Genomic DNA, 14112 nt, shown 5'->3' with positions numbered 1-14112 from the left:
AATCGGCAGTTGCGGACGTTCACGAACGCGCGCCACGCGGCATGTGCGTGCGTTGTGTTGGCATGCTCCTGAAGCCATGTGGCTGACGGGTTGCTGGGAAGGGAGGGGCCTTTGAGGTCACCGTTGGTGGGCCCGGCACGATACCGCCATGTTCAAAATTGACCGGATCCTCGAGGACCGTCCCTTCGCTGAGATCGGTGATCCTGCCCTGACCGTCGACGACGAGCGTCAGCACCTGCTGACAGTGGCCGGTACACACGAGCCCGGTGGTGCGCCGGTCGGTGTGTACGACAGCAATAGCCTGACCTGCCGCGCCTTGCTCCGTGCGCGCTACCCCATGCACGCCATAGCTTTCCATCCCAGCCTTCCCCTCCTCGCAGTCGGCTCGGGTCGCTACGACGGCGGCTACTTCTTCGAAGGAGAATTGCTCCTGCAGGACCTGGAGACAGGCGTAGCCAAGTCGCTCATCGAGCACGATCTCGGCCGCCAAGTCCTGGGTCTGGAATGGATCGACGAGCACGAACTACGCGTGCTGATGGCACCGCCGGACAATTGGCAGGATAAGAACGCATGGGTCGAGGGGCATGTCGCGGTGGTACATCGGCCCGATTGGAGGTCCGTACCGCCGAGCTCGATCACCGGATATGACCTGGCCGGACCGCGCGGCAGCCGAATCTACTATTACGACATCCTGCCCAAGGATGACAAGCCGCACATCGGCTCGGCCGAAGTATGGCTGGCCACAGCCGATTTGGAAGAGATGTCGGTGGCCGAATATCCGCGCGTGCCGAAGGCGACGGACTTCACACGAGTGTTCCCCTTCTCGTGGGCGCCGGGTGAAACACACTTCGCCGGTCCGGGCGTGGAGACATCGGACGGTGAGCTGGTCCATGCGGGGACCGTCTATCACGGCGGGGGGGGGTGCAGCCCGGCGGCTCATTCGTCGTGCGGCGCCGAAAGACTGGAGAACCGACCTGGGTCTTTCGAACGGACTGGCCCCCCACCAGCCTCGACTCCGACACGCAGATCGTCTACGTCACCTACAACAATGGTGAACTCGTCGCACTCGATATCGATACCGGCACCGTACTTTGGCGCCAGCATGTGACCGTTGCCGCAGTGCCCGTCGTGCCGACCGCGCTCACCGTCACCGATCCCGGCCGCCTACTCATAGGCACCAGCGACGGCCGAATCCTGGATTGTTCAGTCGGGTAGACAGATTCGACAGTCAGGACGTTGTCGGTGCCGGGTCGGAGGTCGGCTCGGGAGCCATGCCATTCATGCGCTCATCGGCATTTGCGCGCGTTGGGAAGCCATGCCTACCAACAGATCTGGACGATCGACCAATATGCGCTCTGCGGCATGAGCGGACGGCATCTGTGCAGGCCGCAAACGGTCCGGCTCGATATGACACCTAACCGATCTCGATGCCTCCACGCAGCTCGCGGGCGCGTTCGGCTGCGGCTTCGATGTTCGAAAGGCGCTCGGAGATCGCATCCACGTACCACTCATGGGTGTGCCGATCCCCATCTCCCGGTGGGGCGATCGCATCCAATTTCGCCCGGATAACCGAGCACTCGTGCAGGAATTCTCCGATGGCGTGCGGAAGCACAGTGAGGTCACCGGTCGCCAGGACAGGGAAGAAGGAAGTGCCCAACGCCCGGACAGCGTCCGAGCCCCACACCGTCGTTCGCCATCTTTCAAACCCCGCGAGGTCTGCGCCCTGCTCGAGAGGGTCGAGCAAACTCATCTCACGGTTCGCGTCGAGTATGTAGGTATGCACCAGCAGGCTCATTGGTCAAGGATGCGCTAGCACGATGCGCGAGGCGCTGTTCGGCTCGGCGGACCTAGCGATCCGGACAGCACGGTAATCGGCAATACCGGACGTGCTGCACCGCAGTTGATTCGTCACGCGGACCGCTCGCTCAGCGGCATTTCCTGACGTTCGTTCGGGCGGAATCTCATTCAAATCGACTGTGCACCAGCCAAACAGCCCGCCCGGCAGTGTGCGCTCGTGCGCTTACCGTTCTGAGCGATCCGGGCCACACGGCCCGAAGCTCGTACGGTCCGAAATCTTCAGGGCCGTACGAGCTTCGGAATGTCCAGGAAGGACCGGGACCGTATTGCCAGAGGTTGGCTCTATCGGTGGCGCGTCAGAGTGCAGTGCGGGCAGATGGCGCCCCTCCCCTAACCAGTCTTGATATGGACCTTGTTTTTGTAGAAGGCGACGTAACCCTTGATACTTGACGCCGCCTCCTTCGGTTCGGCGTAGTACCAGGCGGTGTCGACCAAGGGGATGCCGTCGCCGACGTCGACGGTGTAGTAGCTCGCCGTGCCCTTCCATGGGCACCCTGTATGCGTGTCGGTCGTTGTGAAGTACTCCTGCTTGATCGACGCGGGCGGGAAGTAGATGTTGCCTTCGACCTTCTCGTAGTGGTCAGACTCTGCGATTATGACGCCGTTCACGGATGCCGTTGCGTATGCCATACCACAACTCTGCCTCAGCAGCAGGGCTCAGTCTGGCCGAATCAGGCTGTAGCCGCGCCACTTATTTCGAAGAATGCCACGCATTTGGCGATCGCGGTTCCATCCATCTCCGGTGACCCGACGTGGCAAAACGTGCTCCTCGCCGTCCTCCTCGTCGGATGGACAGTGCTGGGCCTTGTCTGGCTCATGGCTCTCCGTCAGATCAAGGCCTCACCCCCAGGAACCCTGACCACTCCAAAGGGTTGCTTACCGGCGGTCAGGAGCTGGAAACCCGTACGGAAATCGGCATTTCAGTGCGTTGTCGGTGTCGGGAGGGTCTCGGCCCGTTGATCTCGAGGCGTGACACGTGGCCGGTTCGAACAGCGCGCTACGCGGCATTATTGTGCGTTCCGCCGCTCAGGATGCCTCCGAGCCGGGCGGTTACAGGGCAAGCATGGCGGCAGCGACTTGGTCGGCCGCGGCGTGGCGCAGAGCGGTACCCATGTCGTCGAGGACGAGCAGTCGTGCCCCTGGGATTTCGGCGGCGAGGACCTCGCCGTTGCCGACCGGGAAGAACGGGTCGGCGCGACCGTGCACCACGAGTGCGGGCACGTCGAGCTCACCGAGCCGACCCCGCCAGCGCGGGGCGCAATCGAGCCGGGAAAACACCATCCCGAGCTGGTTCGCCTGGTGCACCGCAGGATCGCTCGACCGCGTCCGATCCCAGATCCGGGCTGCCGTCGCCCACGCGTCCTCCGGATCGTTGCCCATCGGCTCGGCCCCCGAGGCGGCGAACGCCGCGACAGCGTCCCGGTCGGTCCAGTCCGGCAGGGGGCGGGAGAACAGCGCGCCCATGACCTGGAGGTCGTGGTCCGGCAGGTCATCGTCGACCGGGCCCGGCGCCACCGGCCGAGTGCCGACGAGGGTCAGTGCGGAGAACACGTCCGGGTGGTCCAGCGCGGCGACTTGAGCGACCATCCCACCGACGCCGACTCCGCCGAGATGGGCGGTCCCAGCTCCGAGCACCTCGACCAGCGCGGCCGCGTCTGCGACGAGATCCCGCAGGTCGTAGCCCGGACTCTCCGGGTCGAGCGTCGTCGACGCACCGGAGTCGCGCAGGTCGTAGCGGACCACGCGCCGCCCGCCCGACACGAGCCGCTCGCACAGCACGTCGGGCCAGGACAACATCGTTGTGCCGCCGATCAGCAGGACCAGCGGATCGTCCTCGCGGCCGAAGCTCTCGATGCCCAGATCCACACCGTTCGCCCGCACCGAGGTCATGCCCAATCGAAATGGTCTCGTCATGCCTGAACTCCTGTCTGTCGGTATATCCATAGGTATCGACGACGGCTTCGCCCGAAAGTCATCGGTGTAGGCGCGATCGTGTCCACACTTCCGCAATCGCCCCGAACTCGGCAGTTGCTGAGGTTAGGTGGCCCTCGAATCGGCGCGGCCAGTTGATCTTCCGTCACCGCGCGCAGGCCGGTTCAGTCAGCGCGGTATGCGGCGATACGAGCCCCGGTGTATCTGGGCTGGGGCCCGTCGTCTGTGTCAAGCCACGCCTCGATCGCATCGAGATCACGGGCGGAGTAGATGCGCATGTCGTCTTCGGCGTCGAGCAGGTGCCAGCCATACGGGCCGAACGGCGGCTCGCGGCGTCCGCTTGGACTGGTCAAACGGCTTCGTTTGCCGCTCCTGACACGATCCTTGACGGCACCAGAATTCCAACGAGGACGCTGCCGAGGATGCAACCCAAAGCTCAAACCTCGGCAACGAGGATGTGGAAGTCGCGCGATCGGCTCCATACACCGAACAGGCTGCAGTACAAGCAATCTCACACGACACAACACCTTCAAGCCGAATCGCTGGAAAGCTACCTACCGCCAGCAAACCCCAAAGGTTAACGGCATTGGGCTTAGCGCATCCCCAAGATTGGAAAGCATACGACCGCGAGGCCCGCTTACGCTCTGCCCAGGTAACGGGAAAATTGCGTGATCGGTTGTACTGTGCATGGAAAAGCGCTCGGGAAAGCGTGGGTGGAGGTCCGCGACAGGTTGATTCTCCTCGCGAAGAGGGTTGCGGAAATGCGGGCAGCTCCACCGAACCGTGCCGGGGAAGGCCTTCGGGCCGCAGATTCTGCAATACGTGCCGGCGACCGGTCGAATGCCATGAGGGTTGCTGCCGTGTCTCCCGGCGAGCAAGGTCCACATCCTCATCTCGATTCGCCGGGAGCCGACTTTTCACAGTCGAGCGATCCTAAACCGCAACTTCCTGTTCGTCGTCGGCCCGGAGAACTTGAACGGCTCAACGAGCAGATCGGAAAGGGGCTGACTGAACGGCACGGTATCGAGGTATATGGCTTCGGTATACCGGGCGTCGATACCGACACGGTCCGCGAAATCGTTACAGCCTTGGACGACATGCTTGCCAAGTATCCGCATACCAGAATTTTATCGATGGAGATCAGTAACGTCGACGGAGATATTGCCCGTGCGTTCGAAGATAGATTGCACAACGTCGATCTCAAGGCTACCAGGATAGCCTTCTCAACGAGGTACGCCACAGACCCGACGCTACTGTCAAAGAATGTGTCGGAGGCGGTGCAGAAGGGGCATTTTTTCCCGAGACCCAAAGGTCCAGCATACAGCGCAATAGTTCACGAATTTGGTCATGCGCTGACTTATGCGGGTCGGTCAGCCGCCGTTGACAGAGCTGATTCCCATTTGTTTGATCATTATCTACGGACATACGGCCACGAGAACCCTGGAGGCGACGTAGGCGAGTCATACAGAACTTGGCGAGGTCAGCTGAGTGGATACAGTTTCTGGAAAGGTGATTTCCATCCGACGGAGGCCTTGGCCGAGGCGTTCACCGACGTTGAGCTGAATGGCGACCGCGCTAGCGAACCCGCACAAGTGCTGTATCAGCTACTGATGGACACGGCAGAGTCGGAGTGGCGGAAAGAGGGGTTGATTTGAGGGGTAGAGAATTGTCTGTCGATCAGGTTCGACGTAACTTTGATACGAGCCTGGCCCGTGCGATGGAGGGGCTGGCTCCAGGATCTCACACAGGTCTAGGGCCTTATGTCGAGAGCGCGTTGATCGCGATAGCCTCTGCATACCCAGCAGCCGGTGATGAGCTCATCGCGAAAGCCCGGCGAGAGTTTGCTCGAGAATTGGCCAGGCCGGAGCACTAGGGACGCCACACCAACACCTAGACGAGCACATAGGCGCCAGCACATGTTGACGCCACACAGGCGTGAGAGCAGGAGCCTTGCGAACATTGCCCACCGGGGCGGTGTCAGTACCGGTCGCTACGGTCACCGCATGCCTCACCCCGCTCCGCACACCTTCGACCAGGTATGGGCTCGTTTCCTCCATCACCTCCGCATGTACTCGCCCGCCTCCGCCGCGACCCTGCAACCCGGCGCCACCGCCGAACAGATCGCGCACCTGGAAGCTGTCCAGGGTTTCGCGCTGCACCCCGACGTCCGGGCGCTGCTCGAACATCACAACGGCACCGTGTATGTCGACGGGAATGCCGTCGAAGGCGCCGACTTCCTGCCGATGGCGTACATGCTCGACCCGATCGACCAGATCCTCGCCGGTCACGAGTGGCGAACCACCTTCAGTGCCGAGAATCGAGCATTGGGCATGGGCGAGGAGACCCTCTACGGCCATGCCCACCAATGGGTTCCGATCGCTCACTCCATCGACGCCGGTATCTTGTTCGTCGAGCACCGCCCCGGACCGACCTACGGTCACGTCATCGAATTGGGTATCGGCTCAGGCGATTTCGAAGGCACCCTGTGGGCCGACACGCTGCTCGAATTCTTCGACGCCCTCACGCACTCCCTCGACACCCGCACCCCCTTTCACGACCAGACCCCCGGCGTGCGGGAGTCGAACCTCACCGAGAAGATCTATTTGCACTGGGACTGGGACTGGGACGAGTGAATCCTCCCCGAGAACCCATCGAACGAGCGCTCGACACGTGCACACTGCCTGGTGGTGCCGCGAAATCGTTCAATTCTCGATACTGGCGGGGTTCAAAGCCATCCTGTATTCGGCAATGCAGGACGTCCGAGGTGACGGCGTCAGCGAGCTTCGTCCCGTCTCGGTGACAGGTGCAACCTGTAATCGGTGACAACTGTCGCCTGCAAACTCGCCGAATGCCATGGTCGGCGGCCAGGGCTGGTGACAACTAAGACCTGTCGTCACATGAAGCGATAGCTAAAAGTAAGCTCAAAAGTATGATGGCAGTGCCAGTGCCGATGCTGGCCGTCGCGGGGCGGCCGCCGGACTATGCTGCGTGGGCCATTGAGATGAAATGGGACGGTGCTCGGTGCATCGCGATGTGCGACGGCGAAAACTGCCGCTTGTACAGCAGAAACCGGCGAGAAACCACCAGCTCCTATCCTGAGCTCGCCGCCGCGATCGCGGCGGCGGCGCGTGGACGCGAGCTGATTCTCGACGGTGAAGTGATCGCGCAAAGCCCTTCGGGAGCACCGTCATTTGGTTTGCTGCAAGGTCGTATGCATGTCATTCGGCCCAGTCGGCAGCTGATTGAGTCGCTGCCGGTCCAGTTCTACGGCTTCGACATCCTCACGATGGAAGGTGAATTGACCACCGCGCTGCCCTACCTCGCGCGCCGCGCCCGCCTCGAGGAACTGGAGCTGGCCGGGCACCTGGTGAGCGTGCCGCCGCACTGGCTGAACGTGGAGGCCGATCGGATGATCGAGGTGGCGCGTGAGCATCACCTCGAGGGGATCATGTCCAAGGAGGTCAGCTCGGCGTATCACCCGGGGCGGCGCTCGCCGGTGTGGATCAAGACCCCGATCCGCAAGACCACCGAGGCGATCGTGGCCGGATGGACCCCGGGGGCCGGGATGATGTCGCGGACCTTCGGATCGCTGGTACTCGGTGCGCACACCCCCGATGGTCGGCTGATCTATATCGGCAACGTCGGCACCGGATTCACCCTCGCCGCGCGCCGCAGCCTACGCGCCCGTCTCGATGAAATCATCACACCAGCAATGCCGTTCGACGTCGCTCCGGGAGGTCGGGCAGGCGGCGTTGTGACCTGGGTGCGCCCGGTGCTGGTCGGCGATATCGAATTTCGCGAATACACCGGGGAAGGGCTGCGACATCCGAGCTGGCGGGGGCTGCGTACCGACAAGGAACCCCATGAAACCAAAGTGCCGGAATAGCATCAGATGCGACACTGTATTGCCCGTCGAGTGACACATCATCCGGTGGTATCGCTTGGTACACAGAGGATCTGGCATTCGCTGTGGTCGTACTTGCCGGTTTCGGGTGAGGTGCTCGTCTGGCTGTCTATTCTGTTGCAGCAGATCGTGTTTCGGCGATTGAAGGTGTGATTCTTACCGGCGATTACAGGCGGGGCAGTCGCGTGCGGGGGACGGTTGCGCGATTCCAGGCATCCATTCAGCGGGTGGTGTTGGTCAGTAGCGGAGGCCGCGTCACGCTGGGGTCCATGGCATCCCGTTGACACCGGATCCGCGCCGCGGCGGCGAAAGCCGCTGGAACACAGTGCGATCCGGTAGTCGAGGTTCCGGTGCCGCGTTCAACTCCACAGCGTCACATGAACTTTCGGGCGGAACCGCGTGACGCCCACACCGGAACCGCGGATCATCGCCTGAATGCAGCGCGGGGTGATGATAAACCGCAGCAGTTCCGATACCGCGGGCTGGCGAGTGTCAGGCGGCAACGTGGTCGCGCACCACTCATCGGATACTTGAAGGCCGGGTCCCTTGATGTGGCTCAACCGACCGGCCGCGAGGTCGGAGGAGACGGCGAAGCCGATCGTCAGGGTGATGCCCCCGACGCGGCGGACCTCTTCGAGGGCGGCAGCGTCGCTCTGGAAGATCCGCTGGTGTGATTCGGGAATGGCCAACTCGCGCAGCATCGTCGCGATGTGCCCGTCGACACTGCCGGCGCTGGGGCCCAGCATCCACTGCTGCTCCCGCAGCAGCGCCGGATGCGGTGCGACGTCCGCCAGCGGGCTGTCGGGGCGCGCGACCGAAATGATCTGATACTTCAGGAACGGCCGGGTGGTGAGAGCCGTGTCGGTGCCGTCCTGCCCGGGCCCCAGTGCGATGTCGACCGCCCTGGTCTCGATCAGGCTGCGGAACTGGCTGGTGGGATGCACACTCAGCTCGACCGACAGATCCTTCGCCCGCGCCGCGAACAGGTCGATAAGGCCGGGCGCGGCATGTTCGGCGAACGCGCTCGATGCCGCGATGTGGAGCAGCCGTCGGCCGTGCGCCGCCTCGCTCACCTCGATGGCGGTCTGGCGCTGCAGTCCGAGAATCTCCATCGCGCGCCCGGCCAGGCGCAGCCCGCCGGGCGTGAAAACCAGACCCGCCGCCGTGCGGGTGAACAGCGGGTCATCGAGCTCTTTGCGCAGCTGGGCGATGTGCATCGAGACACCGGCGTCCGACATCCCCAGCTCTCTGGCCGCCGCATGGACGGAGCCGAGCCGCACCACCGTCGAGTAGGCCCGAAGCTGGGCGGGCGTCACAATTCGAGTCTACTTTGGAGGTGGACGCAGCGCCTACCGTCGCGTTGTGCCTGGAGGACATCATGCAGGACGTGCTCTCGGATCTGATGACAACCTGGAACGCCGGGGGCACGGCTGGGGTAGCGACGGTCGTGCGGACCTTCCGGTCGTCACCGCGACCGCCTGGTGCGGCCATGGTCGTCGCCCCGGACGGGACAGTCGGCGGTTCGGTCTCCGGTGGCTGCGTCGAGGGCGCGGTCTACGAACTCGCCACCGACGTCGTCCGGACCGGCCGTCCGATGCTGCAGCGCTACGGCTTGTCCGACGAGGACGCGTTCGCCGTCGGTCTGACCTGTGGCGGCATCATCGATATCTTCGTAGAAGCGATCTCGCGGGAGACGTTTCCGGAACTCGGCGAGGTCGCCACCGATATCGCCGACCACCGGCCGGTTGCGATCGCGACCGTCATCGAGCATCCCGACGCCGCCTGGGTAGGGCGACGACTGCTGATCCGGCCGAGCAATGCGTACGGCTCGCTGGGGTCTGCGCGCGCCGACGATGCGGTGATCGATGACGCACGCGGGCTGCTCGCGGCGGGCCGCAGTGAGGTGCTGTCCTACGGTCCGGATGGGCAGCGTCGTGGTGAGGGCATGGCGGTTTTCGTCGCCAGCTATGCCCGACAGCCGCGGATGCTGGTGTTCGGGGCGATCGATTTCGCCGCTGCCGTCGCTCAGCAAGGATCGTTCCTCGGGTACCGGGTGACGGTGTGCGACGCGCGGCAGGTATTCGCCACCTCCGCCCGGTTCCCGACCGCCGACGAGGTCGTCGTCGACTGGCCGCACCGCTATCTGGCTGGGCAGATCGCGGCAGGCGCAGTCGATTCGCGAACCGTCGTCTGCGTGCTGACCCACGATCCCAAGTTCGACGTTCCGCTGCTCGAGGTGGCACTGCGTGCACCGGAGATCGGCTATGTCGGCGCCATGGGGTCGCGCCGCACGCACGATGAGCGGCTGTCCCGCCTGCGACAGGCCGGCCTCACCGACGAGCAACTCGCCCGGCTTGCCAGTCCGATCGGGCTGGACCTGGGCGGTCGGACACCGGAAGAGACGGCGGTGTCGATTGCGGCCGAGATCATCGCGCGACGCTGGGGCGGACAAGGTGGCTCACTGGCACAAACCGGCGGCCGGATTCACCACACACCGGGCGCCACCAGCGAATTAAGTGATTCCTTAAGTCGGTCTTGACGACTACATCGGCCGGGCAGAGGCTGAGCCTGTTCCCGCCGATGTGAGGTCGATCAGATGCAAGTTCCTGGGCCATTCGAATACGAGCGCGCAACGGGCGTGGATCACGCCATCGGACTACTGGACCGGCTGGGGGAGGAGGCGCGCATCGTCGCGGGCGGGCACAGCCTGCTGCCGATGATGAAGCTGCGGCTGGCCAATCCGGAATATCTCATCGACATCAACGACCTGGCCGCCGAGCTGGGATACATCGTCACCGATCCGACCCTGGTGCGAATCGGTGCGATGGTCCGGCATCGGCATGTGCTCGAGTCCGCCGATCTCGCCGCGGTGTGCCCGATCTTCCGTGACGCCGAGCGCGTGATCGCCGATCCGGTCGTGCGCAATCGCGGCACGATCGGCGGCTCGCTGTGCCAGGCCGATCCCGCCGAAGATCTCACCACGGTCTGTACGGTCCTCGGTGCTACCTGCCTGGTGCGCGGACCGTCCGGCGATCGGGAGATCGCGATGGACGACTTCCTGGTCGGTCCGTACGAAACCGCCATGTCGCACAACGAACTTCTGATCGAGATCCGAATTCCCGTGCGGCATCGGACATCGAGTGCCTACGCGAAGGTGGAGCGCCGGGTCGGCGACTGGGCGATCGCGGCGGCCGGCGCGACGGTGACACTGCAGGGCGGGACGATAGCGGCCGCGCGGATCGGTCTGACGGCGGTCAACCCCGATCCAGCGGCGCTCGCCTCCTCGGTGGACGTGCTTCTCGGTGAGCCGCCCACCGAGGCACTCTTCTCGGAGGCGGGCCGCCGGGCGAGCGCCGCGTGCTCACCTGCCTCCGATGCGCGCGGTAGCGCGGACTACAAGCGCCATCTCGCGTCCGAACTGACGATTCGCGTGCTGCGCACCGCCGTCGATCGCCTACTGAATGATCCTGTGCTGGAAGGGAATTAGCCATGCAGGTAACCATGACCGTCAACGGCGAGCTGGTGACCGCGGAGGTCGAACCACGCACCTTGCTCGTGCATTTCCTGCGAGATCAGTTGCGGCTCACCGGAACCCACTGGGGCTGTGACACCAGCAACTGCGGCACCTGTGTGGTGGAGGTCGACGGCGAACCGGTGAAGTCGTGCACGATACTGGCCGTTATGGCCGGCGGTCGTGCGGTACGCACCGTCGAGGGGCTCGAGGTGGATGGCCAACTCGATCCCGTGCAGGAGGGCTTCATGCAGTGTCACGGGTTGCAGTGCGGATTCTGCACGCCCGGAATGATGATCACCGCCCGCGCCCTGCTCGACCGCAACCCCGATCCCGACGAGCAGACCATCAGAGAGGCGATCTCGGGCCAGATCTGCCGCTGCACGGGATATACCACCATCGTGCGGTCGGTCCAGTGGGCCGCGGCGAAGCAACGAGGTGAAGCGGCGGAGCCCGAACCCGCTGCCAAAGCAGCGGCGGTACGGAGCGCGTCATGACCGCCGTCGAGTCCCGCCCCGAAGACCGCGTCGACAACGACCACAAGCCGTGTGGTCACGGCAGGATGCTCCGCAAGGAGGATCCGCGGTTCATCAGGGGACGCGGCAACTATGTCGACGACGTGTCGCTGCCCGGCATGCTGCATTTGGCGATCCTGCGTTCGCCGTTCGCGCACGCACGGATCGTGAGCGTCGATGTCTCTGCGGCACAGGCACATCCGAAGGTCAAGGCCGTCGTCACGGGTACGGATCTGGCGGCGAAGGGACTGGCCTGGATGCCGACGCTGTCCAACGATGTGCAGGCGGTGCTGGCGACGGACAAGGTCCGGTTCCAGGGCCAGGAGGTGGCCTTCGTCGTCGCCGAGGATCGCTACTCCGCGCGTGACGCGTTGGAGCTCATCAACGTCGAGTACGAGATGCTCGATCCGGTGATCGACGCCCGCACCGCACTGGCGCCCGAGATGCCGGTGATCCGCGACGATCTCGAGGGCAAGCGGGACAACCGGTGCTTCGACTGGGAGACCGGCGACGCCGCCGCGACCGCGGCGGTGTTCGCGCGCGCCGACGTCGTAGTCAAGCAGGAGATCGTCTATCCGCGAGTGCATCCCGCCCCGATGGAGACCTGCGGGGCCGTCGCGGATCTCGATCCTGTGACGGGGAAGCTCACGCTGTGGTCGACGAGCCAGGCGCCGCATGCCCACCGCACGCTCTACGCGTTGGTGGCAGGACTGCCCGAGCACAAGATCCGGGTGATCTCACCCGATATCGGCGGCGGGTTCGGCAACAAGGTGCCCATCTATCCGGGATACGTCTGCGCCATCGTCGGGTCGCTGTTGCTGGGCAAGCCGGTGAAGTGGATGGAGGATCGCAGCGAAAACCTCACCAGTACCGGATTCGCGCGCGACTACATCATGGTCGGCGAGATCGCCGCCACCGCCGAGGGCAAGATCCTGGCCATCCGGTCGACCGTGCTCGCCGATCACGGCGCCTTCAACGGCACGGCCGCGCCGTTGAAGTATCCGGCCGGCTTCTTCGGCGTCTTCACCGGTAGCTACGACATCGAGGCCGCCTACTGCAAGATGACCGCGGTCTACACGAACAAGGCCCCCGGCGGCGTCGCCTACGCGTGCTCGTTCCGGATCACCGAGGCCGTCTACTTCGTCGAGCGGTTGGTGGATTGCCTCGCCTACGAACTGAAGATGGATCCGGCCGAACTGCGGCTGCGTAATCTCCTTCGCCCCGAACAGTTCCCGTACACCAGCAAGACCGGCTGGGTCTACGACTCCGGCGACTACGAGAAGACCATGCGCCTGGCGATGGACATGATCGGCTACGACGCCTTGCGAAAGGAGCAGCAGGACAAGCGCGGCCGCGGTGAGTTGATGGGGATCGGGATGTCCTTCTTCACCGAGGCCGTCGGGGCGGGTCCGCGCAAGGATATGGACATCCTCGGACTCGGGATGGCCGATGGGTGCGAGCTGCGCGTCCATCCGACCGGCAAAGCCGTTGTGCGGATAGCGGTTCAGACCCAGGGTCAGGGGCACGAGACGACATTCGCCCAGATCGTCGCCGAAGAACTCGGCATCCCGCCGGACGACATCGACGTGGTGCACGGCGATACCGATCAGACTCCGTTCGGCCTGGGCACCTACGGCAGCCGGTCGACACCGGTCTCGGGCGCCGCTGCCGCACTGGTGGCGCGGAAGGTGCGTGACAAGGCGCGGATCATCGCGTCCGGCATGCTCGAAGTCTCCGTCGCCGACCTCGATTGGGAGAAGGGCTCGTTCCACGTCAAGGGCGATCCGTCCGCGGCTGTGACGATCCAGCAGATCGCGATGCGAGCACATGGCGCGGGCGATCTGCCCGAGGGTATCGAGGGCGGGCTCGACGCGCAGATCTGCTACAACCCGGAGAATCTCACCTACCCGTATGGTGCGTACTTCTGCGTCGTCGACATCGACCCAGGGACAGCCGTGGTGAAGGTGCGGCGCTTCCTCGCCGTCGACGACTGCGGCACCCGGATCAATCCGATGATCATCGAGGGTCAGGTGCACGGCGGCATTACCGACGGCATCGGCATGGCGCTGATGCAGATCATGGCCTTCGACGAGGACGGCAACTGCCTCGGCGGATCCCTGATGGACTACCTCATTCCGACGGCGCTCGAGGTTCCGCACTTCGAGACCGGGTACACGGTCACCCCTTCGCCGCACCACCCGATCGGCGCGAAAGGGATCGGCGAATCGGCCACGGTCGGATCGCCGGCAGCGGTGGTCAATGCGGTGGTGGATGCGTTGGCGCCGTTCGGAGTTCGGCACGCCGACATGCCGCTGACGCCGTCGCGGGTGTGGGAAGCGATGCAGGGGCGGGCCACACCGCCCATCTGAGTGGGTGCGAGCGATGGGATCACC

At 64.3% G+C, this 14112-nt stretch carries 14 protein-coding genes; 8 read left to right on the top strand and 6 right to left on the bottom strand.

What is annotated here, in order from left to right; translation table 11 throughout:
• Positions 1–19: 19 nt before the first annotated feature.
• Positions 20–520, bottom strand: a complete 501-nt coding sequence (locus ACLMAJ_RS12730) for a hypothetical protein (RefSeq protein WP_412013829.1) — start codon at positions 518–520, stop codon at positions 20–22.
• A gap of 401 nt (positions 521–921) precedes the next feature.
• On the opposite strand from ACLMAJ_RS12730, the gene ACLMAJ_RS12725 reads away from it, so the two are divergent.
• Positions 922–1215 carry an outer membrane protein assembly factor BamB family protein gene (locus tag ACLMAJ_RS12725; protein WP_412013828.1) on the top strand — a complete coding sequence of 98 codons (294 nt, stop codon included), beginning with the start codon at positions 922–924 and terminating at the stop codon, positions 1213–1215.
• Positions 1216–1414: 199 nt separating this feature from the next.
• Here the strand turns inward: ACLMAJ_RS12725 and ACLMAJ_RS12720 are convergent, their stop codons facing one another.
• The 4 genes from ACLMAJ_RS12720 to ACLMAJ_RS12705 form a co-directional block, all read right to left on the bottom strand.
• Positions 1415–1795: a hypothetical protein gene (locus tag ACLMAJ_RS12720; protein ID WP_412013827.1), complete on the bottom strand. Its 381-nt coding sequence runs from the start codon at positions 1793–1795 to the stop codon at positions 1415–1417.
• Between the two features lie 392 nt (positions 1796–2187).
• Entirely contained in the window at positions 2188–2487 is a 300-nt protein-coding gene (locus tag ACLMAJ_RS12715) for a DUF427 domain-containing protein (RefSeq protein WP_412013826.1), read from the bottom strand.
• 420 nt (positions 2488–2907) lie between these two features.
• The gene (locus ACLMAJ_RS12710; protein WP_412014071.1) at positions 2908–3747 is read right to left on the bottom strand and encodes an alpha/beta fold hydrolase; all 840 of its coding nucleotides are present in this window, start codon (positions 3745–3747) and stop codon (positions 2908–2910) included.
• A gap of 206 nt (positions 3748–3953) precedes the next feature.
• Positions 3954–4142 carry a hypothetical protein gene (locus ACLMAJ_RS12705; protein ID WP_412013825.1) on the bottom strand — a complete coding sequence of 63 codons (189 nt, stop codon included), beginning with the start codon at positions 4140–4142 and terminating at the stop codon, positions 3954–3956.
• A gap of 330 nt (positions 4143–4472) precedes the next feature.
• On the opposite strand from ACLMAJ_RS12705, the gene ACLMAJ_RS12700 reads away from it, so the two are divergent.
• The 3 genes from ACLMAJ_RS12700 (at position 4473) to ligD (ending at position 7675) form a co-directional block, all read left to right on the top strand.
• On the top strand, positions 4473–5444 hold the full coding sequence (locus ACLMAJ_RS12700) for a hypothetical protein (RefSeq protein WP_412013824.1): 972 nt from the start codon (positions 4473–4475) through the stop codon (positions 5442–5444).
• Between the two features lie 348 nt (positions 5445–5792).
• Positions 5793–6422, top strand: a complete 630-nt coding sequence (locus ACLMAJ_RS12695) for an SMI1/KNR4 family protein (protein WP_412013823.1) — start codon at positions 5793–5795, stop codon at positions 6420–6422.
• A gap of 296 nt (positions 6423–6718) precedes the next feature.
• A complete protein-coding gene (ligD, locus tag ACLMAJ_RS12690) occupies positions 6719–7675 on the top strand; it encodes a non-homologous end-joining DNA ligase (RefSeq protein WP_412013822.1) in 957 nt (318 codons plus the stop codon).
• 377 nt (positions 7676–8052) lie between these two features.
• Here ligD and ACLMAJ_RS12685 read toward each other — a convergent pair whose 3' ends face one another.
• Positions 8053–9009: a LysR family transcriptional regulator gene (locus tag ACLMAJ_RS12685; protein WP_412013821.1), complete on the bottom strand. Its 957-nt coding sequence runs from the start codon at positions 9007–9009 to the stop codon at positions 8053–8055.
• Between the two features lie 62 nt (positions 9010–9071).
• On the opposite strand from ACLMAJ_RS12685, the gene ACLMAJ_RS12680 reads away from it, so the two are divergent.
• From ACLMAJ_RS12680 to ACLMAJ_RS12665, 4 genes are read left to right on the top strand one after another with little or no spacing between them, the layout of a single operon-like run.
• Entirely contained in the window at positions 9072–10232 is a 1161-nt protein-coding gene (locus ACLMAJ_RS12680) for an XdhC family protein (protein WP_412014070.1), read from the top strand.
• Positions 10233–10289: 57 nt separating this feature from the next.
• A complete protein-coding gene (locus ACLMAJ_RS12675; RefSeq protein WP_412013820.1) occupies positions 10290–11180 on the top strand; it encodes an FAD binding domain-containing protein in 891 nt (296 codons plus the stop codon).
• 2 nt (positions 11181–11182) lie between these two features.
• Positions 11183–11701, top strand: a complete 519-nt coding sequence (locus tag ACLMAJ_RS12670; RefSeq protein ID WP_412013819.1) for a (2Fe-2S)-binding protein — start codon at positions 11183–11185, stop codon at positions 11699–11701.
• Entirely contained in the window at positions 11698–14088 is a 2391-nt protein-coding gene (locus ACLMAJ_RS12665) for an aerobic carbon-monoxide dehydrogenase large subunit (protein ID WP_412013818.1), read from the top strand. Before ACLMAJ_RS12670 ends, ACLMAJ_RS12665 begins: the two co-directional genes overlap by 4 nt.
• Positions 14089–14112 lie beyond the last annotated feature (24 nt).

This window comes from Nocardia arseniciresistens (assembly GCF_046764875.1).
In the GTDB taxonomy this organism is placed as follows: Bacteria; Actinomycetota; Actinomycetes; order Mycobacteriales; family Mycobacteriaceae; genus Nocardia; species Nocardia arseniciresistens.
This window is presented reverse-complemented; position numbering and strand designations above follow the sequence as displayed.

What these genes read in the sequence shown, in the direction of transcription:
- ACLMAJ_RS12720 (WP_412013827.1), bottom strand. Translation starts at nt 1,795, where the DNA reads ATGAGCCTGCTGGTGCATACCTACATACTCGACGCGAACCGTGAGATG.
- ACLMAJ_RS12715 (WP_412013826.1), bottom strand. Translation starts at nt 2,487, where the DNA reads ATGGCATACGCAACGGCATCCGTGAACGGCGTCATAATCGCAGAGTCT.
- ACLMAJ_RS12710 (WP_412014071.1), bottom strand. Translation starts at nt 3,747, where the DNA reads ATGACCTCGGTGCGGGCGAACGGTGTGGATCTGGGCATCGAGAGCTTC.
- ACLMAJ_RS12695 (WP_412013823.1), top strand. Translation starts at nt 5,793, where the DNA reads ATGCCTCACCCCGCTCCGCACACCTTCGACCAGGTATGGGCTCGTTTC.
- ligD (WP_412013822.1), top strand. Translation starts at nt 6,719, where the DNA reads ATGATGGCAGTGCCAGTGCCGATGCTGGCCGTCGCGGGGCGGCCGCCG.
- ACLMAJ_RS12680 (WP_412014070.1), top strand. Translation starts at nt 9,072, where the DNA reads ATGCAGGACGTGCTCTCGGATCTGATGACAACCTGGAACGCCGGGGGC.
- ACLMAJ_RS12675 (WP_412013820.1), top strand. Translation starts at nt 10,290, where the DNA reads ATGCAAGTTCCTGGGCCATTCGAATACGAGCGCGCAACGGGCGTGGAT.
- ACLMAJ_RS12670 (WP_412013819.1), top strand. Translation starts at nt 11,183, where the DNA reads ATGCAGGTAACCATGACCGTCAACGGCGAGCTGGTGACCGCGGAGGTC.
- ACLMAJ_RS12665 (WP_412013818.1), top strand. Translation starts at nt 11,698, where the DNA reads ATGACCGCCGTCGAGTCCCGCCCCGAAGACCGCGTCGACAACGACCAC.